The following is a 24388-nucleotide window of genomic DNA, read 5'->3' as shown; positions in this document are numbered from 1 at the left end:
TCCCAACCTCTTTCCTGATTGTGCCATCGCTTCCTCCCGTCAGTGAAATATAGCACGGAAAGAAGCTTAAGAAGACAGACAAGCTTGTGGACGAGCACAAGGCCGATCGCCGGGTCCGCCGGCTGACCACCCGCGACCGGTTCCTGGCGCTGCTGTTCGGCCAGCTGGCCGGCGCCGTGAGCCTGCGCGAGATCGAGGCCGGGCTGTCGAGCCATGCCGCCCGGGTCTATCACCTCGGCGGTCGCCCGATCGCCCGGGCAACGCTGACCGATGCCAATGCCCGCCGACCCGCCGCGCTCTATGCCGACCTGTTCGCCCATATGGCGGGGACCGCCGGCCGCGCCACCCGCCGCCACATCCGGGACGCCGTGCGCATCCTCGATGCCACCCGCATCGAGCTGTCGTCGCTGCGCGCGGGCTGGCTGACCGCCGTCAGGGCCACCGGGCGATCAAGCTCCATATCGGCTACGATCCCGCCCTCGGCATCCCCTTGAGCGCCGAGCTCACCGACCAGCGGACCAACGACATCATCCAGGCCAGAGCCGAACCGATCACGCCGGGCCTCACCTATGTCTTCGATCTCGCTTATTATGACTACGCCTGGTGGGCCAGGCTCGATCGCGCCGGCTGCCGCTTCGTCAACCGTCTGAGGACCAGAACCAGACTCTCGGTAACGAGCGAACGGCCGGGGCCGAAGGGCGGCCACATCCTCGCCGACCGCATCGGCCTGCTGCCGCAGCGCATGGCCCGCGCGCGGCGCAATCCCTTCGCCGATCCGGTGCGCGAGGTCGTCGTGCGCATCCGGACCGGCAAGGTGCTGCGCCTCGTCACCAACGATCTCGACGCCCCCGCCGAGGAGATCGCCGACCTCTACCGGCAGCGCTGGCAGGTCGAGCTGTTCTTCAAATGGATCAAGCAGAACCTGAAGGTCCGCCGCTTCCTCGGCACCTCGGAAAACGCCGTGCGCATCCAGATCTTCGTCGCCCTCATCGCCTATCTGCTGCTGCGCAAAGCCCACGCCGCCCAGAACGCCGTCGAGGCACCGCGCGCCTTCCTCACCCTGGTACGCCTCAACCTCATGCACCGGCGTCCCATCACCGCCCTCAAAACCCCGCCAAAACCACCGCCAATCAACCCCGCCCAGATGACCCTCGACCTCGACCCAAGCTAAACCGGACAGCAGTGGGTTCCATCCGGTTGCGGCTGGAAAGACATCGAGACGCCCTTGCCCGGCAAGAGCAGCGTATCGATGTAGACGACGCCTCGGATGTAGCGCATTCCCGGTGAATGCGTGATCGCATTTGCCCCCCAAGAATAGAACGCAAGGATGCCCTTTTCGTCCTCTGCAACAATGGTCAGGTACATATCGAGGGTCCCTTCCCACTGTCCATGCCACAGGCCCGAGAACGGTCTTGCGGTTTCGGAGGGCTCGGATAACGGCTCAATAGTCCCGGGGAGCGACGCCGGCTTCAGGGTTGATTGCGGATCGACATCGACCAGCGGTATCTCCCCGCCGCCATTCGTGTGCTCTACGTTAAACTGAGCCGAGGGGTCATTGATACTCTTTGCGTTGCCGGGAATCACATTTGCGACGCAAGAAACGATGGCGATCAACAAGACGACAGTGCGCATCGCATACCCCTTTCGTTACAGCCGTTCTTCTTGCGGGCGAAGATGCCACCAAAGCGAGACATCGGCTCGATCCTCTCGAAATCGGCCAGCGACGCCGCCGTGCGGCGCCGATCCGTTCGCAGTGATCGCCAGCCCGAAAGCGAACCCGCTCGGCTTGCCCACCGCACACCAGTCATCATAGTGTTTCAGGAAGCTTTGAAAGGCGGTTGGCGCTCCGTAGCGGGTTACGCGTCCGGCATGCCAGACGGCCAGAGATTCTTCGCGGTCATAGGCAAGACCAAAAGCAGTCCAACTCGGATCGCCAAAGATCGGATGGGACGTTATCGTCGTTCCGATACGACCGACAACGAACTGGCGAAAACCGGCATCGACCTTTGCGAGATAACTGGTAAAAGGCAGAGCCCGCCACAGCATTTCCTTGGGCGAGGCCCCATCGAAGGTAAGTTCACGCTCAATGTTCGCGTCAGCACAATGAGCTCGGTAGGTTGCGTTTCGATCCAGCGGCTGGAAGTGATCTTCGGTGGTCCCGTCGGGATCGACCATGGCGACAAATTTGCAGAGGCGCGTAGTTTCCGACGTCAGACAAGAGCCGACCTTGCGCAGGAGATGTACTTCCTCTGGAAGTCCCCTGCTTCGGATAGGCAGGATCGCCAGCCCCCCTTCCTGCAATATGTCGATCACGGCCGACGGAATGTCATACATTGACGCGGTGACGATCACGCGGTCGAATTTTCTCTGACCGACATTTTCAAAAGCATTGCCTTCGATAATCTCGGCGTTCTCAATGCCGAACCGCTTGATATTTCTTGCTGCTTGCCGCGCGAGCCCGGACTGGATTTCAACGCCCACCACAGTCCCACGAGCGCCAACCAGGTGAGATAGAACCGCCACAAGCCAACCTGTGCCACAGCCTATTTCGAGGACGCTTTGGCCGTCTTGAGCGTTGAGAAGCTGTGCCAGGTGGAAAATGAAGGCCGGTTCGGAGCTTGACGCCTCGTAAAGCGACCCGTCATCCTTCACATACATGAGTGGGCGATTTTGATATCCTCCGGGAAGGAATTCCGTAGTGCCGCGCTCAACCGGGGGCATGAAATGTTCGCCGGGAAACTTGAAGCGCTCCACGAACTCGTGGCGTGGGTACCGCATGAATGCTTGATGCAGAGCGTCACTGGGCGGGAGGCTGCTCCCTCGAACAGGGGCGTAACTCGCAATTTCCGTCCAGAGCTGTTCCTGCAAATCAGGCACGTTATCCACTTGTCCCACCCCTGCCAAGACGTGTTATGGTACCACATCATACTTTCGATAGTATTAGGTATACATTGTTGATATATTTTTGCCAAATTAGGTCGGCTGAATTTCCGTGTTGGCTTTTCAGTCGGAATAGCTTACTCAAACATCGCGTTCGAGACGGCGGGTACACTTCTGGTATCGGCCCGTATTCGGGTATTCACAAAAAAAACGCGTCCAAACCTTGCAATCGGAACTGATCGCTACGTCTTCCGCCCCAACCGGGTCGTCGGAGGCATTTCGCGCACCCATTTGGCCGCTTATGTCGACATCCTTCAACGGAATCGCCAAATATTGAGGAACGATATAACTTGCGAAATACCTGACACACTGCCCGAAATAATCATCAACTTTACCGAAGACGTCGTGCACCACGAAGCCGATTGTTCGGTGTTGATGGCCAACACCTGTGGCGGATGCGACACCGACCGCAGCAGCGGTGGCGGCGGGTGTGATACGGGCGGGCCGGACTACGGCTGATCGCCCTGGTTGGGGACTCATTCAAATCCATGCGATGACGGTGGAAACGAGTGCCAGGGCGGCGAGATAGTTTCTGGCCAGGCGATCGTATCGGGTCGCGATGCGGCGCCAATTCTTTAGCTTGCCGAACATGCGCTCGATGACATTGCGTCGGCGATAGGCGATGCGGTCAAGCGGATAGGGTCGGTTTGGGGTCGCGCTGGACGGGATGACGGCTTTGATGCTGCGGGCTTTTAGCCAGTTGCGGAACCTGTCGGCATCATAGGCCTTGTCGGCGATGAGCCGCTTCGGTGGCGCAATCCCGTCAAGCAAAGGGATTGCCATGCTGATGTCAGCAATGTTGCCCGGCGTTAGTGCGAAGGCGATCGGTCGGCCTTGATCATCGGCCAAAGCATGGATTTTGCTCGTTCTTCCGCCACGTGAGGTGCCAATCGCTTGCGTCCACGCCCCCCTTTTGAGCCTTGCGCTGACCGATGCGCCTTGACGTGGCTGCTGTCGAACGAGAGTTCGCCAGGCACTGGCCCGGCGGCGGCCATCCTCTCGAAAATGCGCCGCCAGATCCCACGCCTGGCCCAACGATGATAGCGGTTGTAGACTGTGGTCGCCGGCCCATACTCGGCCGGCACATCGCGCCAGCGGCATCCGGTCTTGAGGACATGAAGAATGCCGGAGATCACCCGGCGGTCATCGACACGGGGTTTACCCGGCTTGCCATGCGGCAAATGCGGCTCGATCGCGGCCCAGGCATCATCCGACAGCCAGAACAACGACGCCATTACTTCCCTCCATCTCAAAAACTCGAATCAGATGGAGAGAATCAAGTATTATCAGTGAATTGTATCGGTTCTCAACCTAGCAAGAACAAGCCTGCCCGAAGCGATCCGTTGCCCTCTATCCGAACCCGCACCTATTGCAGCCCGACTAGAGGAAATCCTGGACCAGCGAAGGGGCATTCGGACATTTCAAAGCCAACGCGTTGATGCCGCAACGCTATCCAATCTGCTGGCGGTTTTGCGCACGCGTCGCCGTGACACGCCCCCTTTGCTTGACGGCCTGATGCTAAACAAGCGGGCCTATCCCGCTGCGGGATGCATCGTTGCCGTCGATTTCTGGATTTTGCCGCTGACCGACAACCATGCCAGCATGTACAGCATATCGCACTACAACCATGATGAGCACAAGCTCGAAGAGACAGGTGCAGTGGAACGGTCCCTATTATTGTCGGCGCTCGGTTTGAGACATTCTCGATGGGAGAGCGTTCTTTCCCTGGTTGTCGCACAGACAATCAACATCAAGCGCATCTTCGAAAAGTACCAGCAGCGCGGTTACCGGTTTGCGCTGATCGAAGCCGGATTGAGTGCCATGTTGTTGTGCCAGGCCGCTACGGCGTTCCGCCTCGCTTCGCTGGCGTGGGGCGGCTTCTATGACTCTCAGCTCGACGCCATTCTCGGCCTTGATGGAGCGAATGGGTCGACGACCCACATTCCTTTCTTCAGCTACGCCGCTGATCACGGGAATTCAGCTCGGGACGACAAATAAAGACGCAATCTCGGCAACGCAGCTCACCTAAAACTCGCACCCTCTCGGACGAAACGATCTCGATATTTCAAGCCCCATTGCGATATCGTCTTCGCCTTACCACACAGTGATATCGTTGCAAAATTACGCCAATTCTTTGCTTTCCCTCCCTTTTTCCCGTTGAAACCACATCTTGAAAAAGCGCAAGTGCAATTTCCCCACAAGGCTCCGCGGATCGTCCTGAGGAGCCTTTAATGCCGCCGCAAGCTTTTCTCGAATGCTACATTCTCCAGCATTGTGACATGGCCCGTAAATGCGACAAAGCGGCGAATGAGACGCGCGGAGCCACGCAAACACGCCTTTCCGTAAAGTCGGAGATACGATTGCGCATTTCTGCTGATCATTCTGGGCCGGAAGATCGTCGCTGCGATCCAGCCTGTCGTTTTGGCCGAACGCTTCTACCGACGAGCATCCCGCGACGCCCGGGAGTGAGAGTGCCGATGGGTTTTCCGTGACGGGATGAGGACCGGAAGAGAGGCCTCCGGCGCCCGTCGCGGAGACCCGCGATGTCCAGACCGAACCGCAAGACCGGGGCCCGGCGCGACCGGTCCAATCTCTATTCCGAAATCACCGACAAGATCATCGCCGAACTGGAGGCCGGTCGGATCCCTTGGGTTCAGCCCTGGGGAACGTTGGCTGCAAAGGCGCCCCTTGGCCTTCCGAAGAACGCGTCCACCGATCGGCAGTATTCGGGTATCAACGTCCTGCTGCTCTGGGGCGCCGTCATCGAGCGCGGCTTTTCCGGCCAAAGCTGGCTGACGTTCCGACAGGCGCTGTCGCTCGGCGGAAATGTCCGCAAGGGCGAGCGCGGCACCACCGTCGTCTATGCCGATCGCTTCGTGCCGGAGGACGAGAAACGCCGTGCGCACGAAACCGGCGAGGATGCCCAGGCAATCCCGTTCCTGAAGCGCTTCACCGTCTTCAATACCGATCAGTGTGAGAACTTGCCGGAGGACATAGCGACCGCCGCGCCTCCGGTGCCGACGGGTCTGATCGAACCGCACGTCGAAGCGCTGATAGCAGCGACGGGCATCGACTTCCGAATTGGCGGCAACCGAGCCTTCTACGTGCCCGCCCATGACTATGTGCAGGTGCCGCCGCCGCAGGCCTATTTCGAACCCATCAACTGGCACCGCACCGCGTTGCACGAGATGGGCCACGCGACAGGCCATGCCTCGCGTCTGGGGCGTGATCTCTCCGGATCCTTCGGCACCAAGAAATATGCCTTCGAGGAGCTTGTCGCCGAGATCAATGCCGCCTTCTGCTGCGCTTCGCTCGGCATCACGCCAATGGTCCGGCACGCCGATTACATCGCGTCCTGGCTCGACGTGTTGCGCGAAGACGATCGCGCCATCGTCCGCGCCGCCAGCCAGGCGGGCAAGGCCGCCGACTGGCTTCTGACTTTCGCGCCGGGCGGCGTGGAGACCAGCGCGTCGGAGACCTCTCGCGACAGGAGGGTGGCATGATCCTGTTGACCGACGACACTCGCGACCGGCTACTCGCCAACGGGCGGCAGGGCGATATCGATCATGTCCCCGTTGTGAAATTCTTCAATCCGGTCGGCGCGGCCACCTGGCTCATCACCGAGATGGAGGCGGACGGCGACACGCTGTTCGGACTTGCCGATCTCGGTTTCGGATGTCCGGAACTGGGCTCCTGCAGCCTTGCCGAACTGACTTCGGTGCGCCTGCCTTTCGGTCTCGAGATCGAACGCGACATCCTGTTTCAGGCCACCTTCCCGCTTTCGGTCTATGCGGAAGCGGCCCGACAAGCTGGGAGCATTGTCGAAAGCGATCGGCTGCTGCATGCCGCCGTGGCGACGCTGCGGGACCGCCGCTGAGGTGCCGCTGCCTTGACCTGTCTTGCGCTCGATCGACTTAGTGAGAGTGAGAGGGCTGCGCCCTTGTCCGTGACGGGTCGGAAGTCGAGAGAGAGGCTCTCGGCACCCGTCGCGGAGTAAATCATAATGGCGAATACAGCCAAGAAGATCACCCTGTCGTCGTCGCGCGACATCCCCTTCAATAAGCTTTTGCTCTCCCAGTCGAACGTCCGGCGCATCAAGGCCGGCGTCTCGATAGAGGAACTCGCCGAGGATATCGCTCGGCGCGGCCTCCTGCAGGGTCTCAGCGTGCGGCCCGTCACCGACGAAACCGGAACCGAGACCGGCATGTTCGAGATCCCGGCAGGCGGCCGGCGCTATCGGGCGCTGGAGTTTCTCGTGAAGAAGAAGCGCATGACGAAGACCACGCCCGTGCCCTGCATCGTGCGCGAGGACGGCATCGCCGAGGAGGATTCCCTCGCCGAGAACGTCCAGCGGGCGCCGCTGCATCCGCTCGATCAGTTTCGGGCCTTCCTGACGCTGAAGGAGAAGGGTCAGTCCGAGGAGGAGATCGCCGCGACCTTCTTCGTCTCTGCCAATGTGGTCAAGCAGAGGCTCAAGCTCGCCTCGGTCTCGCCGAAGTTGCTCGACATCTATGCCGAGGATGGCATGACGCTCGACCAGTTGATGGCGTTCACCGTTTCGGATGACCATGAGCGCCAAGAGCAGGTGTTCGGGCGCTTGCAGCAGTCCTATGACAAGCAGCCCTACGCCATCCGGCGCATGCTGACCGAAGGCGCGGTTCGGGCTTCCGACAAGCGCGCGCAGTTCATCGGTGTCGACACCTATGTCGAGGCCGGCGGCATCGTGCTGCGCGATCTGTTCCAGTCGGACGACGGCGGCTGGCTGCAGGATTTTCCGCTCGTCGAGGACATGGTGACGGACAAGCTCAGGCAGGAAGCCGAGGCCATTGTCGCCGAGGGCTGGAAATGGACCGATGCCGCTCCCGACTTCCCCTACGGGCATACCTTCGGCCTTCGCCAATTGCGTGGCGAGGAAATCCCGCTCACTGCGGAGGAGGAAGCCACCCGCGACGCATTGAAGGCTGAATTCGATCAGTTGGAGGAGCAATATGCCGAGGCCGACGAATTGCCCGACGACGTCGACGCGCGTCTAGGGGAGATCGAGACGACGCTCGAGGCCTTCGAGGATCGCCCGGTCACCTTCGATCCCGAAGAGATCGCCCGCGCCGGTGCCTTCGTCAGTATCGCGCATGACGGCAGCTTGCGCGTCGAGCGCGGCTTCGTCCGTCCCGAGGACGAGATCGTGCCAGAACCGGAAGCCGGCGGCGGCGATGCTGACGGCATCGGTACTGCGCAACCGAACACCGAGGGTAACGAGAGTGAAACCTCCAGCGGCACGGAGAAACCGCCCGAACCCGATGAGGACGAAGGCCTGTCGCCGATCTCCGACCGCCTGATGTCGGAACTCACCGCCCATCGCACGCTCGGACTGCGCAACGCGCTCGCCGAACGGCCGGACATCGCATTCGTCGCGGCGCTGCACGCCCTGACGCTGACGGTCTTCTACCACTATGGCTCGGACAGTTGCCTCGAACTCGGTCTTAATAGTGTCGGGTTCAGCGCCCAAACGCCTGCCTTGAACGACAGTGCTGTCGCCGAAACCGCCAACGCCCGACACAAGGCCTGGTCCAGGCGCTTGCCGAAAGAGTCCGATGAACTCTGGGACGCGCTTCTTCAGTGGACGAATGACGATCGGGCCAACCTCTTCGCCCATGTCGTCAGCCTTTCGGTCAATGCCGTTTCCGAATCCTGGAACCGGCGCCCGCGGGCTCTCGCCCATGCCGATGCGTTGGCGCAAACCGTCGAGCTCGACATCGCTGCGGCGGGATGGTGTCCGACAGTCGATACCTTCCTCGGTCGCGTCACCAAGGCGCGTATTCTGCAGGCGGTTACCGAGGCGAAAGGCGAGCGTGCCGCCGATCGCATCGCCCATCTCAAGAAGGGCGACATGGCGACCGAGGCCGAGACCCTGCTCGCCGACACCGGCTGGCTGCCGGAGCCGCTGCGCACGCCGGGCGAAGCGGAGCAGATCGGTCGCGAAACCACCGGCAATCCGGCGGAACCGGAATCGTGTGTAGCGGAAACGGCGGCCGAAGACGGTGAAACGGCCATGGGCACGGAAGACGTCCCGGACGAGAATGAAGATGCCGAAGCGACATCTCACGTGGTCGCCGCCGAATAGAGCGGTAACCGAACCGGCAACTGGCCCGCGGCGACGCGGGCCTTTTCTTTTGGGGAGGCAGGACATGGCGGAATCAGCAAGCGATCTCGCGGCGCGGCTTGCCCAAGACGCTGAAGCCGTGTGCCGTGAATATCTGTCGGGCGGGCACAAATCCGGTCGGTACTGGATCGTGGGCGATGTGCGCAACACCAAGGGTCGTTCGATGTTCGTGCGTCTGAACGGCCCTGAATCCGGCAAGGGAGCTGCAGGCAAATGGACCGATGCCGCAACGGGAGAACATGGTGATCTGCTGGATATCATCCGCGAGAGTTGCGGTTTGACGGAGTTCAGGGACGTGGCCAACGAGGCGCGGCGGTTCCTCAGCCTGCCGCAGCCCGAGCCGGACCTCGCATCATCGACCGGACGCAAATCGCCCGCACCAACGGGTTCGCCGCTGGCGGCCAAACGCTTGTTCTCAATGGCACAGCCGATTGCGGGCACGCTCGCGGAATCGTATTTCCGTAAGCGCGGCATTACGGCTTTGCACGGAACCGGATCACTGCGGTTTCATCCGCGCTGCTACTACCGGCCCGACGAGCGCAGCCCGACAGAGACATGGCCCGCACTGATCGCGTCGGTCACAGATCGCGACGGACACCAGACCGGAGCGCACCGAACCTGGCTCGACCCGAACGACTTTAGCGAGGCAACACTCGGAAAGGCCCCAATCGATACGCCACGACGAGCAATGGTCGACCTGCTCGGTCATGCGGTGCACTTCGGCGTGGCGGGCGAGGTCATGGCAGCGGGCGAAGGCATCGAGACCATGCTGTCGTTGCGATGCGTTCTGCCTTCCATGGCAATGGCGGCCGCGCTCTCCGCAGCCCATCTCGCCGCCATCCTGTTCCCGGACACGCTGCGCCGGCTCTATATCGTGGGTGACGACGATCCGGCTGGAGACGGCGCGCGGGACACGCTCGTAGAACGGGCAGACGCACTCGGCATAGAGGCGCTGCCGCTCTCGCCGATGCTTGGTGATCTCAACGACGATCTGCGCCTGCGTGGCCTTGACGCTTTACGAGCCTCGATCCGGGTCCAACTCGCGCCGCAGGATGTCGCGCGTTTTTTGGAGCCCGTCACAATGACCTGAACGGGAGGACTGTGCGGGGAACGCGGCGGCGACGTCTCGCCCTGTGCCATCGGCTCCGTGTGGATGGCGGAGAGGGCCGCACACCGGCCTTCCTGAGAAGGCGACCGGACAGCAGACGGCCCGGCCCTGCAATGGCTGCGGCCAACGATTTTCCGGCGCGGCCTGGCAGCCGCTTTCCATCGCGAAGCAAAATCGCCGGCCTCCCCCATCCTCCGCTGGCGCTCCGGTCCTTCCGCTGCCGCTCCAGGATGCAGGCCCGGTCCGCCCGCCGTCTTTCGGCGCCATGAAGGCCGCGGCGGGCGCGGCCAACCGACAAAGGGAGCCACCCGATGACACTCGACGACGACGCCTTCGAACCCCACCACGAATCCTCGCCGACCGAACACGCACTGAACGAGCTGGAACTTCATGGCTACCGCCACGACGGCCACGGTCCCGACCCACGCCTCGTCCCGGAGGACAACGTCATCGCCGGCGCAGTCTCCGACATCTTCGACGCCCTGATCGCGACCATGGCGGATACCGCCCTTGATGGCGAACTCGACGATCTGCTCTGGTCGACGGTCAACATGTTCCACCGTGCCACCGATCGGCTCGAACGCAAGCTCGACGACAACGAGCAGGCCCAGAAGCGCGGGCAGCGCGAACAGGACGGCTCCGAAATCAAGGCCGTCGACCTCGAACGCCTCATCGAGACCGGACAGGGCCTCATAGAGCGCCGCGACAGCCTGGAAGTCTTCCGCGACAGCGCCGCCGAGCATTATCTGCGCGCCACCGGATCACCCTGGTCACCGCGCACCGGCACCCAGGTGAACCATCGCGCCCTGACATCGGCCATGATCGACAGCCGGGACTTCATTGCCGAGCGCAAACGCGCCAATCGCGAAGTGCTCCTGCCCGCCGGTCCGAAGGTCGCCGTCTCCGGTGGCGCAGACTACAACGATCACAAGATGATCTGGGACAAGCTCGACCAGGTGCATGCCAAGCACCCCGACATGGTGTTGATGCATGGCAAATCGCCGAAAGGCGCCGAGAAGATCGCCGCCCGCTGGGCCGATCACCGCAACGTCACCCAGATCGGCTTCGCGCCCGACTGGACCAAGCACGGCCGCGCCGCGCCGTTCAAGCGCAACGACCAGATGCTCGATGTCCTGCCGATCGGGGTCATGGTGTTCCCCGGTACCGGCATTCAGGAAAACCTCGCCGACAAGGCGAGGAAGCTCGGCATCCCAGTGTGGCGGTTCGGATGAACCACAAACAACAATCACACAGTTGAACAGCCGGGCATTGAATTAGCGTCCGCCGAGAGGAGAAAAACCAAGATGCCTAGTGCGCCCCGGACAGCGAGCCGACGGTGAGCGCACCAGCTCAGAAGCAGCATTAGGCCGCAATGCGAAGACTCAAAAATTGGACTCGAAAGTTGACAGCAAGTCGGGGCGCTCCTCGTTCACCAATGAAATGAGGCGGCTGAGAGACTGACGCCGTTCCAAATACCAGATGAGTTCCACGATTCTTTCATCTTTGATCCGGCCTGGAATGTTGTCCCAATCAATACCCAGATCTGAAACTAGTATCCTCAGCTCGCTGAGGTTGACCTGCTCCCCTGAATTGTCCCCGCTTTGAGGTTAGCTTGCTCTCTGAAGAAGGAGACAGACAATGAAGCGATCCAGGTTTTCTGACGAGCAGATCATCGGCATTTTGAAAGAGCATCAGGCGGGCATGTCGGCCGCCGATCTGTGCCGAAAATACGGCGTCAGCGATGCGACCTTCTACAAATGGCGCTCCAAGTATGGCGGCATGGAAGTCTCAGAGGCCAAGCGGCTGAAGGCGCTGGAGGCGGAGAACGCCAAGCTCAAGAAGATGCTGGCCGAGCAAATGCTTGATGTGGCGACGCTCCGCGAGATGCTCGGAAAAAACTTCTGACGCCCGGCTCCAGGAGGAACGCAGTGAGCTGGGCTATCGAACACCAAGGCTACTCGCAACGGCGCGCCTGCGGGCTCGTGGGCATCGACCCACGTGTCTATCGCTACCGATCGACGCGACCGGACGATGCGGAGTTGCGCAAGCGGCTGAAGGAACTGGCATCAGAACGCCGGCGCTTCGGCTACCGCCGCCTGCACATTCTGCTGAAGCGCGAGGGTGTGGAAGTGAACTGGAAGAAGCTCTACCGCCTCTATCGCGAGGAACGGCTCACCGTTCGCAAGCGCGGCGGCCGCAAGCGAGCCCTGGGCACGCGGGCCCCGATGGCGATCCCGCAGGATCCAAACCAGCGCTGGAGCCTCGACTTCGTCTCCGACACGCTGGTCGACGGACGCCGGTTCCGCATCCTGTGCGTCATCGATGACTTCAGCCGGGAATGCCTGGCGACCGTCGTCGACAACTCGATCTCGGGCCAGCGTGTCGCCCGTGAACTGGATGCCATCGCAGGGCGCCGCGGCTATCCCTTGCTTGTGGTCAGTGACAACGGCACCGAACTCACCGCCAACGCGATGCTGAAGTGGCAGCAGGATCGCGGCGTCGAATGGCACTACATCGCACCGGGCAAGCCGATGCAGAACGGCTTTGTCGAAAGCTTCAACGGACGCCTGAGGGACGAGTGTCTCAACGAGCATCTCTTCACCAGCTATCGCCATGCTCGCCAGATCATCGAAACTTGGAGGGTCGACTACAATCTCAACCGACCGCACACGAGCCTCGACGGGCTCACCCCGAACGAATTTGCAACCCGGTCCGCAATGGACCACAACGTGAACAGGGCTAACCTATAGACGCGGACAAAACGGGGAGCAGGTCAAGGTCAAATGCCCTGCCCAAGAGAAAGCGCAGGGCTCTCATATCCAAACCAACTTCGTCCTTGGGCAAGTTTCGTTCACGCGGGACTGACGTTGCAGTATCCGATGTTAGTTGGTCGTAGACAAAGGAAATTGTGAATACTGCGGCGACATCTGCGGCGTATTTTTGCCAGCTATCGTTCTTGGAGGAATTTGCATGATCGCAAATTCCTTTTACCATCACAAACGCAATGGGTTTAGCCGATTGATGGAGCGCGGCAGCGATTCCTGCGGCCTCCATTTCAAGCGCTATCGCACGAGTCCAGATCGCCGAAAGCGATCCAGCAGTTTTGGAATCCGCAATGACCTTGTTGCCGGAAAGAACGACACCAGTGTGAACAGCCGGACGACTCTCGGGGCTTCCTTCGGGCCGAGGCTCGGCGATTTTGCTGAGCCAAGTATCGTCTCGATAGTCTACCAGTCTCTCCCTCAGCAACGCGTCACTCCGATGGACTGACCACCTCGGCATCACCCCATGGTCGGTAACTTTGCCAAGTTCATAATCGACTACTTGGTCCGAGATCACTATGTCGCCAAGACTTACATCGTCGCCAATTCCCGCAGCGATTCCGACCAGTATTACCTTCTTAGGATGGAAGCGTGAAATGACGTCCCGGGCCAACAAGGCTGCACCTAACTGCCCCATGCCAGATGATCGCGCCGCGACAACGGATACCCCTGTCGGAGTGGTGGTGAGATAGTAGGTGCGGATATCGTCCGGATATTGCTGAGGACTCCATTTCCCGTCAGCCTTCAATACGGAATCAAGTTCTTTATCCAAGGCAACGAGTATAGCCACATCAGCTTTTTGATCGCTTGGCTCATTCATGGCTTCGGACGCTTTCTCTATGTCGGTATGCGCTTTTTGAAGTGCAGACGAGAGCACTCTTTCCACATCATCCGCGTTCGTACCCGAAACCTCAACTTGTAATGCATCGCCCTTTTGCTTCGAAAAACGCAATGAGACGTAGCAGAAGGGACAACGACCTGAGAATTGACCGCGCCCTATGTGAAAATCTTTTGTATGTCCGGCGCCACCGCAAAGTGGGCACTGCAATTCATCATTCATGCTTCGCTCAGATGTCGGCTTGCCGTCGGAAATTTACTCTGGCCCATGACGTAAGCCTACTCATAAAATCAGCCCGCTGGCCGTTTTGGGACCGTGTGCTGGGCAAGTGAGACACGCTATTCGCGCTACGTTGTCCATGCACTGCGGCGCAAGTTCAAAGCAATCATTCTGAATCGCCACTAGTTCAAAATCCTGCTAGCATCCAGTTGTGCCGTGGTGGTGGTGGTGGTGCGACTGTTCGGATCTCATCTCACGGAGACACCACCATGCTTATCCTATCGATCATCGTTGCACTTGCCGCGATCGGCGCCCTCTGCTGGTTGCTGTTCGCCCTCGCCACATTCGCGCTGCCTGCTTTCGCCGGCATGGCAGCCGGAACATGGGCCTATGGCGCCGGAGCCGGCCTTCCGGGAAGTCTCGCCGCCGGCTTAGCCTGCGCTGGCCTCGTATTTGGCGTCGGGCAATTTCTCATCATGGTTGTCCGCCCCATGTGGATGAAGATGGCCGTTGCGCTCGCTTTCGTCGCGCCCTCTGCGATTGCCGGCTATTTTGCCACCCATGGCATTGTGAGACATCTTTTGCCGTCGGACACGTGGCAGATTGCGTTTTCTGTTTTCGGCGCGATCGCAGTCGGGATCACGGCTTTCGTTCGTATCACATCGGCGGCCGCGCCGGATCGGGTGGGGCAAAGCGCGATAAGCGCGTAACCGCCCGCTAAGGCGGAGCACGTGCAGATGCCCAAACCTCCTGTCCGTTCGGGTCTCAGATAGGCCATGACGAGCACGTTCCATGGATCGCACGAGCGGCCGGGATGATGAACAGCCCTCGCCGTCGTTAAGACGAGGCTGCCCCGAACGGCTTAGCCAGGCAAAGACGAGCAATGGCTGGGTTGCCGACTGTGGATGCCCCGAGAAACGCTGACCGAACTGGCTGGCATTCCAGTCGACGATTACGGTTCTTTCGCTGAAACGTGCTTCGAACGCGCCGCGTTGCCATAATCTCCTTGACTGTTCCCTGTGAAACGACCGCTACAAACGGCCTCTTCAATGGGCTGATCTGGCCGAAGACCGGCTGCGCCTCGATCGCCTATTGCGCAATGGCGCCCGCCAAGTTTCTTCCCCTGGCCGCTGCGCCGCCATTCCTCGCCAGGCAACAAACCCGCCGGATCGCCATCCTCCGCTGACGCTGCGGTCGCAAGCGATGCGCCGTCGATCGCCTCCGGCCTCTCCGATCGCCATCGAGGCCGCATGGTGCGGGCTCGAAACCAGTGATCAAGGAGAACTATCATGGCAACCATCGGCACCTTCAAGAAGTCCGGCAACGAATTCACCGGCGAAATCGTCACCCTCAACGTGCAAGCCAAGAACGTTCGCATCGTGCCCGAAACCAACCAGTCCAGCGAGAACGCCCCCAGCCACCGCGTCCTGGTCGGTCGCGCCGAAATCGGGGCCGCCTGGTCCAAGCAGTCGAACGAGGGCCGCGACTATCTCGGCCTCAAGCTCGACGATCCGAGCTTCACCGCTCCGATCTACGCCAACCTCTTCGACGATGAGGACGGCGGTTACAGCCTCATCTGGTCCCGCCCCACCCGCCGCAACGGCGAGTGATCCAAAGCCTCGTGCCCCGCCTGGCGAGCACAGGCGGGGCCGTTGGCCACAGCGTAGTCGGTTCAAATCGACGGCCTTCTGCAATTTCCTCGGCAGGAAATGAGAACTCCAATGCCTGGCTGACCAAAAACGGTCATTCTAGACTGTTCCTTCGGTGGCCTTCCTAAAATGCCGTAATAGTTTCAAGAATGAACTTGTTCTCGAACTCACGCGCTGGAACGGGCTTCCCAAAAAGATATCCTTGGGCTTCCTGGCACCTATTTTTTCTTAGAAAATCGAGTTGCGCTTCTGTCTCGACCCCCTCCGCAATTACGTCCAATCCAAAGCTACGGCCGAGATAAAGTATGGCATTGACCACCGCGGCGTCCTCCGGATCGGAGTTCACATCGCGGACGAAGGACCGGTCGATCTTGAGACGCGACACGGGATAGCGCTTCAATAGGCTAAGCGAAGCAAAGCCCGTACCGTAATCGTCGAATGCGAGGCCAACACCTAGTTTCCGTAGTTCTTGCAGAACCTTTAAGGGGCCCGAGTCGTCGTGCAACAGGATGTTTTCAACGATCTCAAGTTCGATCGCCTCGGCCGGCAGATCGTTTTCCTCCATCGTCTCGCGCACGGCCGTTAACAAGCGGCCAGAGCGGAATTGCGCTTCGAACAGGTTGACGCCGATCCTGAAATCCGGGATGACCTTCCGCCAATCTGACGCCTGGCGACAGGCGGTGCGCAATATCCAGTCGCCGATGGCGGCGGCCGATGGTTTCTGACTTAATACCGTAATGAAGGACACTGGCGTCAGCAATCCACGTTCGGGATGATTCCAGCGTATCAAGGCCTCCGCGCCGGTGAGGCGTCGGTCGCCGGTCGATATCTGCGGTTGATAGAACAACTCGAACTCGCCATTTTCGAACGCCAGACGCAGTTCGCGCTCGAACTCGCGTCGCGCCACCGCGCGCTCTCGTAGTTTCGGTTCAAAAAGCTCATAGCGTCCTTTGCCCGTCGCCTTGGCCCGGTAAAGCGCCAGATCGGCTGCACTAAGCAGTTCTTCTGGATGCTTACCATGCTGAGGTCCGAGCGCCACGCCCACGCTAACGCCGACATCGCAGTTCTGACCGACAAACTCGTATGGCTGCGAAAGCGACCGGACCAGTTCGTCGGCGATCGCCGTTGCCTGCCACAGGTCATTGCCAGGCATCAGGGCCACAAACTCGTCACCCCCTAGGCGTGCCGCCATGGTCGCCATTTCGCAAACGCTCGTTAGCCGCGATGCCACATCCCTCAGCACCGAGTCTCCCGCAGAGTGTCCTAGCGTGTCGTTCACTTCCTTGAACCCATCAAGGTCAATAAGTAAGACAGTGGCCGGCTGTTCCGCGGCCATCGTTTGCTCCAATTGTGCGCGCCATGCAGCTCGGTTAGGCAGATCCGTCAACGCATCGATCGCGGCCAAGCGGAACAGCCGCTCCTCGTTCTGCCGGCGTTCCGTTATGTCACGGACGATGGCGCCGACACTTGTCGTATTGCCCTCTTTCCAGGTAGAGAGCGAGAATTCCGCTGGAAACTCGCTGCCGTCCTTTCTCAATCCAGACAGTTCAATGGTCTGATTTGCCAACTCCATCTGTTCACCTTTGCGGAGGTGGTCGCGTTCCGATTCATAGATTCGCCGCCAACTGGCTGGCACGATGACCCCAGAACTTCGGCCGAGCACTTCTTTTGCCGAATAGCCGAAAAGCCGCTCGGCAGATTTGTTCCAGAAGGTAATCAGGCCTTCGGAGTCGGAGCAGATAATCGCGTCGGGAGAGGTGGCAGCGATATTCTCAAAACGAGCCTGGCTTGCCGATCTGACATACTCCAACCTCCGGATCTCCATGCGGTCCATGACCAGTGCAGCAAGATCGGTCAGATTCTTTCGATCTTCAGCTGTGAAGATACCTCTCGGCTGCGTGTCGATCAGGCAGACGGTGCCGAGCTTCTCTCCTGTGGGTGACGCTAGAGGTTGACCTGCATAAAAGCGGATAAAGGGGGGCCCTATGACCAACGGATTCGACGAAAACCGAGGATCCTTAGTCGCATCCGGAACGAGAAAGATATCGTCGCCAACGATGGCATGGGCGCAGAACGAAACCTCCCTACTGGTCTCGCACACGTCGATACCCACATGCGTCTTAAAAAACTGCCGGTCGCGCTCAAGCAAAGAAACAAGAACGATCGGCACATGGAACAAGCGCGACGCCAGGCGCGCGAGTCGATCGAAGTCCTCTTCTGGCGGTGTATCCATGAGATGATACTCTGCCAATATCTTGAGGCGATTCTCCTCATCTGCCGGTATTGGGTAAGGGGCTGGCAAGTTCTTTCCTATCGTTCAATCCGCAGAGCCTGCAAAGTTGATACTGTCCAACATCCAAGTTAACGTCTTACCAACAAAGAATTTCTACGCTTTTACACCAAGGTAAAGATTCCGTGAATAAATGGCAGGCTTACAATATTCAAGAAACGTGACCAGAGAACAGCGACTGAAACAGCCGTAGTTTACAAATCGGTCTGAAGATTGGTTTTGAGAAGCGCTAATCATTAATGCGAAAAAGGGTTCGGCATGTCCCAAATTCGCTAAACCGTGCTCATGTCTCAGCTCGCACTGTGGTCACGCCCGTCGATCTCTGCGTCGTCGATATGGATGCCCCTGAGGACTACGAACACCGCTCGCCGGCTTTGACCGTCGTCTTGGCAAGGCGGGAACTCGTCACTTCGAGCCTCATTTGCGCGGGGCAAATGCGCATATGGACCCGCAATACGATAGCGGAGGCTTCGCTGTTAGCCAGAAGCTCCTTGCGGCAGCAATTCGCCCGCTGGACGAGATGCTATTTCGACTTGCTCGGCGTCATTGGAGGCCCGCCGGTTCCTAGTATGCCTGTGGTGCTCTCGCGCCGACCATGACACGAAGAATAATTTAACGAGGGTTTCGCTTACGCCTCATCGTCTGGCCTGACCAGTTCGACGTGGCTAACACCGAGCGCCTGAGACAATTCATAAAGTGTGATCACGGTGGGATTCCTCCGTCCGCGTTCCAAACTGCTGATATATTGCTGGCTAAATCCGGAACGCGCTTCAAGCTCTTCCTGGGTCAGGCCCTTTTCCCGACGCAGGCGGGCGAAGTTTCGGCCGACCAGTTTGCGCATATCCATGCGCAGGAAGATCGCGATTTACATACTTTGAGTTTATCAACTATAGTATGTAAATTTGTTGTTTGACAGTAAGGGAATTCCTAACGTCTGGATGTTTCGAATAGATAAGCCCCGTCAATGGCTTGAATGCTCTGACCCACGAGCCACGCACCTTACTCCGCCGGGCGTAGAAGACGCCTGCAGATAGGACTCGTTCATCAAGAACCACCCGCAAACGCCTCGGATCCGAAAGTGGCTTAGAAGTGGAAGACATCACACCCACCCACGTACGGAAGGTCCTTTGGGACAATGGCACCGTGCCTTCAACTCTGAGAGAAGCGAAAGGGTAGTGATTGTAAAAAACGTGCCAAGACACCTCGTCGAGCCCCTCATAAGCAGGGTCGAGGGATTCATTGTCGTTGCGATCCTAAGAACGCGCGGGTTTTTCTTGGACACGATTGCCGGACGACATCTCAATGTGTTCAAATTATGGTAACGAAAAGGGCGGGATTTCATAACCCACCGCGAGGGGACAGTGGATGGCCAAGCCGGACTACCTCGACGAACCCCCGGCGGACGATCGGATCACCGATTACGATCGCGCAAATTTCAAGACCTATCTCCGGCTACTCGACGCGGACGCCGAAGGTGCAGATTGGAAAGAGGCCGTCGGAATCATCTTCGGGATCGATCCGGAGCAAGAACCGGACCGCGCATTGCTCATCCACAGGTCACACCTTGCACGAGCGCGCTGGATGACCGAACACGGTTATCGCCATCTCCTTCGCGGAAATCCGCAATAATCGCCCCCATGATGCGGCATCGGCATCACGCCTTGCCCGAATCGTGGCTTCCGAGACCACAATCAGAACGCGATCAATATCGCCTGGGGGATACCTGTCAGCTTCGAGCGGAGGCGTATCCATGGCGGAGGACGCGGACTGGCGACACGGCAAGGACTTTGACTATGTCGACCGGCTCGATCCGGCCGGATTGGCGTGGGAGTTCCTACGTCGAAACCGCAAGTATCAAGACGATTTCGAGGAAATCCCTAAGCAGAAGCGCGACACCGCCAACGATCGCGTGACCCAGTGGTGGGGGGTGCGATTTCCCAGCGTCCCCGATCCGGCGCGCCACCGACGCGGATATCTTCTTCGCCCCAGATGCCGACCCTGGTCTACTGCTCCTGACGCCATCACCGCGGGACTTTTCATCCGATAGCCCTTCAGTCACCCTACCGGATACGCGTACCCACCGCGCGCCCGAAGGGCACTATCTCGGCCTCGACATTGCAGGCCAGAACTTTCCGGCCCTTTATCTCGGCGATCCCCTGCCGCAAGGACCTGTGGCGGCAACCGCCCTTCTCGATCGTTTTCTTGACGATCGTATGGATACGATCCGGCGGTTCGCCTGCGCTCTGCGCCTCCGACGAACGGAGCCCGACCAGCGCGTCAGTTCCTATCGCAGACGCAATCTCCGCCAAATGCTGCGGGTGATCGACGGACGCCGGTCCGGCGCGACCTTCCAGGAGATCGCCGAGATCGCTCTTCACGCCGATCACGTCAGCACCACGGCGTGGAAATCCATGCCCGAACGCGACGCCGTCATGCGGCGTTTTCGAGAGGGCATGAGGTACGTCGAGGGCGCCTATCGCTCCCTACTGTTCCGCCGCCACCCGATGACTTGATGAGGGTGCGAAAACGCCGTCGCGTCTTCGCACTCCCTCTCGCCGCGCCTTCTCCGCCACCGTGCTCCCATCGAACCGCCGATATCCGGCGGTCACTCGAAGGACTACGGAGGCACGACCATGTCCGCAACGCCCACCGGCTTGCCGCCACGCTATCTCAGAACCCCCGAAGCCGCGCGCTTCCTCGGCCTGTCCGGCCGGACGCTCGAGAAGCACCGCACCTACGGCACCGGTCCCGCCTATCGCAAGCTCGGCGGTCGCGTCGTCTATTCCGTCGAGGACCTGCAGGCCTGGGCGAACCGCGGCGCTAAGATATCAACCTCCGATCCTGGCACCGGCACGGTCCTGCCCGCCAAGCGGCACGACGACACTTCGCACGACACCAACCGCCGCTGATCTCCCACCATGGCGCGATCTCGCACATCGGAGAGGCAGCAGCTCGAACTGTTTCGCGCCCTCCCCAGCAATCTCGCGCCCCGCGATGCGCAGGACCTCATGGCCTATCCCTTCTTCAGTCTTGCCAAATCTCCTCGCACGACGCCGATCGACTATCGGGCCGGCCCGGTGGCGATCCGGGTGGAGGCCGTGCCCGAACACGGCATGGCGACCATCTGGGACGCCGACATCCTGATCTGGGCGGCAAGCCAGATCGTCGAGGCCCGTGACAACGGAATCCGCACCTCGCGCCTGATGATCGCAACGCCCTACCAGATCCTCACCTTCGTCGGCCGCGGCACCGGCGCGCGCGACTATCGGCGTCTCAAGGCGGCCCTCGACCGGCTGCAATCGACGACGGTGGCGACGACAATACGTCAGCCGCCACGCAATCCACGGGCGCATTCCGGCGCCGCAGACCGAACCGCGCGGCGCATGCATCGCTTCTCCTGGATCAATGAGTGGACGGAGCGCAGCGATGCACGCGGCAATCCCGAGGGGATCGAACTCATCGTCCCGGACTGGTTCTACAAGGCCGTTCTCGACGATGCCCTCATTCTCACCATCGACCGGGCTTATTTCGGGCTGACGGGCGGGCTCGAACGCTGGCTCTACCGGATCGTTCGCAAGCACGGCGGCAAACAGACCAACGGCTGGCATTTCGACTTCCGACATCTCTATCTCAAATCCGGCAGCCTATCGCCGTTCAAACGGTTCGCTTTCGAGCTGCGGGCCATCGTCAAACGGCAGGCGCTTCCAGGTTACAGCCTGTTCCTCGAGTTCGAGGCCCGCCGCACCCTGCTCGCCTTCGAACCGGCACCCCGTAGACAAGCTGTGGACGCCGTCGTGCTATCGGGAACCCGCTCTATCGTGCCATCGGGAACCGCACCGTCGTGCCATCGGGAACCCGAACCGGGCTTAAACCACCATGAGCAAACAGATAATCGCGCCCCTAACTTAGAGTCTAACAAGGATTCTAACTTCTTTAGAGGTCGGCATTCTGGGGAAAACCCCGAAGGAGACGCTAGCCCGGACCCCATCACCGATGTCCCAAATCCGCGAAACGCCGGAGGTGCATCATGATCGTGGCCCTCCTCAATCAGAAAGGAGGCGTCGGAAAAACCACCCTGGCCCTTCACCTTGCGGGCGAATGGGCGCGACGCGGAGACCGGGTCACGCTTGTCGATGCCGACCCCCAGGGCTCCGCACTCGACTGGTCGGAACAGCGCGCGAGGGAGGGCCTGCCACGGCTCTTCGGCATCATCGGCCTGGCGCGCGACACGCTGCATCGTGAGGCGCCCGAACTTGCCCGCAACGCGGACCATGTCGTTATCGACGGGCCGCCCCGCGTGGCTGGACTGATGCGCTCGGCCCTGCTCGCCGCCGACATCGTTCTTATCCCCGTGCAGCCATCGCCTTTCGACGGCTGGGCCTCTGCCGAGATCCTGCGGCTGATCGAGGAAGCGCGGATATTCCGGCCGCAACTCGTCGTGCGCTTCGTTCTCAACCGCTCGGCGGCGCGGACCATCATCGCCCGCGAAACCTCCGAGGCGCTGGCGGACCAGGATCCACCCGTCCTGCGGTCGTACATCGGCCAGCGCGTCGTCTTCGCAACCGCCGCCCAGTTCGGCCGGCTCGCCTTCGAGATAAATCACGAGAGCATGGCAGCAAAAGAGATCAGCGCCCTCGCGACCGAGATCGGGAGGCTAACCCGATGACGTACCGTCCCGCCAAGCGCGGATTTGCGGCGCGTCCGAGCGACCCCGAGCACTGGATCAAGTCGCCGGGCCGCGCCACGGCCGAACGCCCCGGCTACACCGCACGCCTGACCATCGACATCACGCCGGAGTTGCGCGGGCGCATCAAGATCGCCGCCTTTGAGCGCGGCGTCACAGTCGCCGACATGCTGCGCGATTTGCTTGCCCGCGAATTCCCCGAACCCGAAGGAGACCAGCCATGACGGGCAACGTCGCGCCGCGCATCGGCGGCAACCCGGCACCAGCAAGACGACCCGCGGGCGTCGTGACACGCGTCGAACTTACCTGGATCGAGAAGCGGATCGAACACTGGATCCGGTTCGGCCACATCACCGACGAGCAAATTCTCAACCACAAGCACCGCATCGTCAGCTTCGCGCCCGGCAACATTTTCGCCTTCGCTCGGTGGGCCGCCAACGACTATGGCACGATCATCTCCCGCATCGACATCGTCCGTGCCGTTGCACCGGGCACACCCTATCAGACGCTTCCCTTCGTCCGCCCCGGCGGCGACATCCTGCTCAAGGTCTCCGGCTGGCCCAAGGTCGAGCGCGTGCTGCAAGCCGTCGACGCCATCGAGGCGCTCGACATCGATCCTGTCGACGTCGCGCCGAACTATTGGCGCCACGTCCACAATCGCCTGACCGTGGTGCAGGAACCGCGCAGCTATACGCGCACCCAGCATCATGCTTGGCGACTGCGACAGAGAGCGGAACCATGACCCGGTTCGGTTACGTCATGGTCACCGGCCTCAGCGCGACGGCAATCGGCGTCTCGGCCCTTGTTCCCGTGACCCCATGGTTGCTCTGGAATGCTTCGGCCAGCGCGCCGGTCGGTCTCTATCTCATCCAGCCGGACGAACATCTCGAGGTCCCGGACCTCGTCGCCATCGTACCACCAGCGCCCCTCGCTCACATGCTTGAGCAGCGCGGATATCTGCCGCTCGGAGTGCCACTCCTGAAGCGGATCGTCGCACTACCCGGTCAGCGGGTTTGCCGGAACGGTCGCGCGGTGACCGTCGATGGGATCGCGACGGCGGAGGCGAAGAAACAGGATCTGGTTGGCCGCGCCCTGCCTGTCTGGCAGGGCTGCCGGCGCATCGCCGACGGCGAAGTCTTTCTCCTCAATTGGCAGCATCCCGACAGCCTCGACAGCCGGTATGTCGGGCCGCTGCCGCGCGACGCAATTATCGGCCGCGCAACCCCGCTTTTCACCGACGAGGCCGGAGACGACCACCTCGAATGGCGCGCACCTGTTCGACGAGCACCGCATTCCCGCAATCGCAAATCCACCCCAAAGACGATGAAAGGACCTAACCCATGACACAGATAGGACAATTCACCCGCACCAAATCCGGCTACACCGGATACATCCATACGCTCACACTCGACCGCGAGCTGACACTCGTACCGACCGAAAGCTCGGATGCCGAAAACGCACCGGACTACCGCGTTCACCACGGTGACGGCTCCGGCATTGAGGTTGGAGCAGCCTGGAAGCGCAGCGGTGAAAAGGCCGGCGACTACCTCTCTTTGCAGCTTGACGACCCGACGTTCGACCGTCCGATCCGCGCCAATCTGTTTCAGCTCGAAGCCGAGAGCGACACCTGGACGCTGCGGTGGAACCGTCCCCCGAAGAGCGGCGACAAGGACTGAAA

At 60.5% G+C, this 24388-nt stretch carries 25 protein-coding genes and 2 pseudogenes; 20 read left to right on the top strand and 7 right to left on the bottom strand.

The features are described from left to right. Positions 1 to 77: 77 nt before the first annotated feature. A pseudogene (locus tag CH339_RS12330) lies at positions 78 to 1171 on the top strand (IS4 family transposase); the annotation flags it as partial. On the opposite strand, the gene CH339_RS12325 reads toward CH339_RS12330, so the two are convergent. The 3 genes and pseudogenes from CH339_RS12325 to CH339_RS12315 form a co-directional block, all read right to left on the bottom strand. Continuing rightward, a complete protein-coding gene (locus CH339_RS12325) occupies positions 1168 to 1632 on the bottom strand; it encodes a hypothetical protein (protein ID WP_111434659.1) in 465 nt (154 codons plus the stop codon). The pseudogene CH339_RS12330 and the gene CH339_RS12325 sit on opposite strands and share 4 nt — an antisense overlap. A 15-nt stretch (positions 1633 to 1647) precedes the next feature. Further along, positions 1648 to 2754, bottom strand: coding sequence for a protein-L-isoaspartate O-methyltransferase family protein (locus CH339_RS12320; RefSeq protein ID WP_170138507.1), 1107 nt, complete (start codon positions 2752 to 2754; stop codon positions 1648 to 1650). A 666-nt stretch (positions 2755 to 3420) separates the two neighbouring features. After that, positions 3421 to 4175 (bottom strand): annotated as a pseudogene (locus CH339_RS12315) (IS5 family transposase). 58 nt (positions 4176 to 4233) lie between these two features. Here CH339_RS12315 and CH339_RS12310 point away from each other — a divergent pair. The 6 genes from CH339_RS12310 to CH339_RS12285 all read left to right on the top strand — a co-directional run bounded on the left by CH339_RS12310 (position 4234) and on the right by CH339_RS12285 (position 11440). Continuing rightward, entirely contained in the window at positions 4234 to 4938 is a 705-nt protein-coding gene (locus CH339_RS12310) for a SagB/ThcOx family dehydrogenase (protein WP_111434656.1), read from the top strand. A 545-nt stretch (positions 4939 to 5483) separates the two neighbouring features. Continuing rightward, a complete protein-coding gene (locus CH339_RS12305) occupies positions 5484 to 6443 on the top strand; it encodes an ArdC family protein (protein WP_111434655.1) in 960 nt (319 codons plus the stop codon). After that, complete coding sequence (locus tag CH339_RS12300) at positions 6440 to 6817, top strand: DUF2958 domain-containing protein (protein WP_111434654.1); 378 nt, start codon at positions 6440 to 6442, stop codon at positions 6815 to 6817. The genes CH339_RS12305 and CH339_RS12300 overlap by 4 nt, the downstream gene beginning before the upstream one ends. 126 nt (positions 6818 to 6943) lie before the next feature. Continuing rightward, positions 6944 to 9061 carry a ParB/RepB/Spo0J family partition protein gene (locus CH339_RS12295; RefSeq protein ID WP_111434653.1) on the top strand — a complete coding sequence of 706 codons (2118 nt, stop codon included), beginning with the start codon at positions 6944 to 6946 and terminating at the stop codon, positions 9059 to 9061. Positions 9062 to 9125: 64 nt separating this feature from the next. Further along, complete coding sequence (locus tag CH339_RS12290; RefSeq protein WP_111434652.1) at positions 9126 to 10190, top strand: DUF7146 domain-containing protein; 1065 nt, start codon at positions 9126 to 9128, stop codon at positions 10188 to 10190. 329 nt (positions 10191 to 10519) lie between these two features. After that, complete coding sequence (locus CH339_RS12285; protein ID WP_111434651.1) at positions 10520 to 11440, top strand: DUF2493 domain-containing protein; 921 nt, start codon at positions 10520 to 10522, stop codon at positions 11438 to 11440. Positions 11441 to 11590: 150 nt separating this feature from the next. On the opposite strand, the gene CH339_RS25400 is transcribed toward CH339_RS12285, so the two are convergent. Further along, complete coding sequence (locus tag CH339_RS25400; protein ID WP_368731658.1) at positions 11591 to 11770, bottom strand: hypothetical protein; 180 nt, start codon at positions 11768 to 11770, stop codon at positions 11591 to 11593. Between the two features lie 76 nt (positions 11771 to 11846). Here CH339_RS25400 and CH339_RS12280 point away from each other — a divergent pair. Further along, a protein-coding gene (locus CH339_RS12280; RefSeq protein ID WP_111434650.1) for an IS3 family transposase occupies positions 11847 to 12958 on the top strand; the annotation gives its coding sequence in 2 pieces (ribosomal slippage) (positions 11847 to 12102 and positions 12102 to 12958; 1113 coding nt in all). Here the strand turns inward: CH339_RS12280 and CH339_RS12275 are convergent. Continuing rightward, positions 12948 to 14090, bottom strand: a complete 1143-nt coding sequence (locus tag CH339_RS12275; protein WP_111434649.1) for a 5'-methylthioadenosine/S-adenosylhomocysteine nucleosidase family protein — start codon at positions 14088 to 14090, stop codon at positions 12948 to 12950. The two genes, CH339_RS12280 and CH339_RS12275, sit on opposite strands and share 11 nt — an antisense overlap. Positions 14091 to 14356: 266 nt before the next feature. Here CH339_RS12275 and CH339_RS12270 point away from each other — a divergent pair, with 266 nt between their 5' ends. Beyond that, entirely contained in the window at positions 14357 to 14797 is a 441-nt protein-coding gene (locus tag CH339_RS12270) for a hypothetical protein (RefSeq protein ID WP_111434648.1), read from the top strand. A 579-nt stretch (positions 14798 to 15376) separates the two neighbouring features. Further along, positions 15377 to 15697: a DUF736 domain-containing protein gene (locus CH339_RS12260; RefSeq protein ID WP_111434646.1), complete on the top strand. Its 321-nt coding sequence runs from the start codon at positions 15377 to 15379 to the stop codon at positions 15695 to 15697. 163 nt (positions 15698 to 15860) lie between these two features. Here CH339_RS12260 and CH339_RS12255 read toward each other — a convergent pair whose 3' ends face one another. Beyond that, the gene (locus tag CH339_RS12255; RefSeq protein WP_111434645.1) at positions 15861 to 17969 is read right to left on the bottom strand and encodes a putative bifunctional diguanylate cyclase/phosphodiesterase; all 2109 of its coding nucleotides are present in this window, start codon (positions 17967 to 17969) and stop codon (positions 15861 to 15863) included. A 685-nt stretch (positions 17970 to 18654) separates the two neighbouring features. Then, positions 18655 to 18873 (bottom strand): helix-turn-helix domain-containing protein, encoded by a 219-nt coding sequence (locus CH339_RS12250; RefSeq protein ID WP_111434644.1) that lies wholly within the window; start codon positions 18871 to 18873, stop codon positions 18655 to 18657. A 518-nt stretch (positions 18874 to 19391) separates the two neighbouring features. Here CH339_RS12250 and CH339_RS12245 point away from each other — a divergent pair. The 10 genes from CH339_RS12245 (at position 19392) to CH339_RS12200 (ending at position 24386) form a co-directional block, all read left to right on the top strand. Then, the gene (locus tag CH339_RS12245) at positions 19392 to 19655 is read left to right on the top strand and encodes a DNA -binding domain-containing protein (protein WP_111434643.1); all 264 of its coding nucleotides are present in this window, start codon (positions 19392 to 19394) and stop codon (positions 19653 to 19655) included. 121 nt (positions 19656 to 19776) lie between these two features. Next, positions 19777 to 20073 carry a transcriptional regulator domain-containing protein gene (locus CH339_RS12240; RefSeq protein WP_111434642.1) on the top strand — a complete coding sequence of 99 codons (297 nt, stop codon included), beginning with the start codon at positions 19777 to 19779 and terminating at the stop codon, positions 20071 to 20073. Between the two features lie 166 nt (positions 20074 to 20239). Continuing rightward, positions 20240 to 20539: a DUF2285 domain-containing protein gene (locus tag CH339_RS25395; RefSeq protein WP_111434641.1), complete on the top strand. Its 300-nt coding sequence runs from the start codon at positions 20240 to 20242 to the stop codon at positions 20537 to 20539. A gap of 120 nt (positions 20540 to 20659) precedes the next feature. Next, complete coding sequence (locus CH339_RS12230; RefSeq protein ID WP_111434640.1) at positions 20660 to 20935, top strand: helix-turn-helix transcriptional regulator; 276 nt, start codon at positions 20660 to 20662, stop codon at positions 20933 to 20935. Positions 20936 to 20944: 9 nt separating this feature from the next. Beyond that, on the top strand, positions 20945 to 22057 hold the full coding sequence (locus CH339_RS12225) for a replication initiator protein A (protein ID WP_111434639.1): 1113 nt from the start codon (positions 20945 to 20947) through the stop codon (positions 22055 to 22057). After that, positions 22054 to 22692 carry a ParA family partition ATPase gene (gene parA / locus CH339_RS12220; protein WP_111434638.1) on the top strand — a complete coding sequence of 213 codons (639 nt, stop codon included), beginning with the start codon at positions 22054 to 22056 and terminating at the stop codon, positions 22690 to 22692. The genes CH339_RS12225 and parA overlap by 4 nt, the downstream gene beginning before the upstream one ends. Then, positions 22689 to 22934, top strand: a complete 246-nt coding sequence (locus tag CH339_RS12215) for a ribbon-helix-helix protein (RefSeq protein WP_111434637.1) — start codon at positions 22689 to 22691, stop codon at positions 22932 to 22934. Before parA ends, CH339_RS12215 begins: the two co-directional genes overlap by 4 nt. Further along, entirely contained in the window at positions 22931 to 23452 is a 522-nt protein-coding gene (locus tag CH339_RS12210) for a DUF2840 domain-containing protein (protein ID WP_111434636.1), read from the top strand. Before CH339_RS12215 ends, CH339_RS12210 begins: the two co-directional genes overlap by 4 nt. After that, positions 23449 to 24054, top strand: coding sequence for a S26 family signal peptidase (locus CH339_RS12205; RefSeq protein WP_111434635.1), 606 nt, complete (start codon positions 23449 to 23451; stop codon positions 24052 to 24054). Before CH339_RS12210 ends, CH339_RS12205 begins: the two co-directional genes overlap by 4 nt. After that, complete coding sequence (locus tag CH339_RS12200) at positions 24051 to 24386, top strand: DUF736 domain-containing protein (RefSeq protein WP_111434634.1); 336 nt, start codon at positions 24051 to 24053, stop codon at positions 24384 to 24386. The genes CH339_RS12205 and CH339_RS12200 overlap by 4 nt, the downstream gene beginning before the upstream one ends. Positions 24387 to 24388 lie beyond the last annotated feature (2 nt).

The organism is Rhodobium orientis (genome assembly GCF_003258835.1).
Lineage (GTDB): Bacteria > Pseudomonadota > Alphaproteobacteria > Rhizobiales > Rhodobiaceae > Rhodobium > Rhodobium orientis.
Note: the sequence above shows the minus strand (reverse complement) of the source record. Positions and strands in the feature narration are given on the sequence as shown.

Bases quoted from the DNA above. Each gene is read 5' to 3' on its own strand.
- CH339_RS12205 (WP_111434635.1), top strand. From the start codon at position 23,449: ATGACCCGGTTCGGTTACGTCATGGTCACCGGCCTCAGCGCGACGGCA.
- CH339_RS12300 (WP_111434654.1), top strand. From the start codon at position 6,440: ATGATCCTGTTGACCGACGACACTCGCGACCGGCTACTCGCCAACGGG.
- CH339_RS12275 (WP_111434649.1), bottom strand. From the start codon at position 14,090: ATGAATGATGAATTGCAGTGCCCACTTTGCGGTGGCGCCGGACATACA.
- CH339_RS12260 (WP_111434646.1), top strand. From the start codon at position 15,377: ATGGCAACCATCGGCACCTTCAAGAAGTCCGGCAACGAATTCACCGGC.
- CH339_RS25395 (WP_111434641.1), top strand. From the start codon at position 20,240: ATGGATACGATCCGGCGGTTCGCCTGCGCTCTGCGCCTCCGACGAACG.
- CH339_RS12285 (WP_111434651.1), top strand. From the start codon at position 10,520: ATGACACTCGACGACGACGCCTTCGAACCCCACCACGAATCCTCGCCG.
- CH339_RS12200 (WP_111434634.1), top strand. From the start codon at position 24,051: ATGACACAGATAGGACAATTCACCCGCACCAAATCCGGCTACACCGGA.
- CH339_RS12240 (WP_111434642.1), top strand. From the start codon at position 19,777: ATGGCGGAGGACGCGGACTGGCGACACGGCAAGGACTTTGACTATGTC.
- CH339_RS12250 (WP_111434644.1), bottom strand. From the start codon at position 18,873: ATGGATATGCGCAAACTGGTCGGCCGAAACTTCGCCCGCCTGCGTCGG.
- CH339_RS12210 (WP_111434636.1), top strand. From the start codon at position 22,931: ATGACGGGCAACGTCGCGCCGCGCATCGGCGGCAACCCGGCACCAGCA.
- parA (WP_111434638.1), top strand. From the start codon at position 22,054: ATGATCGTGGCCCTCCTCAATCAGAAAGGAGGCGTCGGAAAAACCACC.
- CH339_RS12325 (WP_111434659.1), bottom strand. From the start codon at position 1,632: ATGCGCACTGTCGTCTTGTTGATCGCCATCGTTTCTTGCGTCGCAAAT.
- CH339_RS12295 (WP_111434653.1), top strand. From the start codon at position 6,944: ATGGCGAATACAGCCAAGAAGATCACCCTGTCGTCGTCGCGCGACATC.
- CH339_RS12255 (WP_111434645.1), bottom strand. From the start codon at position 17,969: ATGGATACACCGCCAGAAGAGGACTTCGATCGACTCGCGCGCCTGGCG.
- CH339_RS12225 (WP_111434639.1), top strand. From the start codon at position 20,945: ATGGCGCGATCTCGCACATCGGAGAGGCAGCAGCTCGAACTGTTTCGC.
- CH339_RS12230 (WP_111434640.1), top strand. From the start codon at position 20,660: ATGTCCGCAACGCCCACCGGCTTGCCGCCACGCTATCTCAGAACCCCC.
- CH339_RS12215 (WP_111434637.1), top strand. From the start codon at position 22,689: ATGACGTACCGTCCCGCCAAGCGCGGATTTGCGGCGCGTCCGAGCGAC.
- CH339_RS12290 (WP_111434652.1), top strand. From the start codon at position 9,126: ATGGCGGAATCAGCAAGCGATCTCGCGGCGCGGCTTGCCCAAGACGCT.
- CH339_RS12305 (WP_111434655.1), top strand. From the start codon at position 5,484: ATGTCCAGACCGAACCGCAAGACCGGGGCCCGGCGCGACCGGTCCAAT.
- CH339_RS12245 (WP_111434643.1), top strand. From the start codon at position 19,392: ATGGCCAAGCCGGACTACCTCGACGAACCCCCGGCGGACGATCGGATC.
- CH339_RS12270 (WP_111434648.1), top strand. From the start codon at position 14,357: ATGCTTATCCTATCGATCATCGTTGCACTTGCCGCGATCGGCGCCCTC.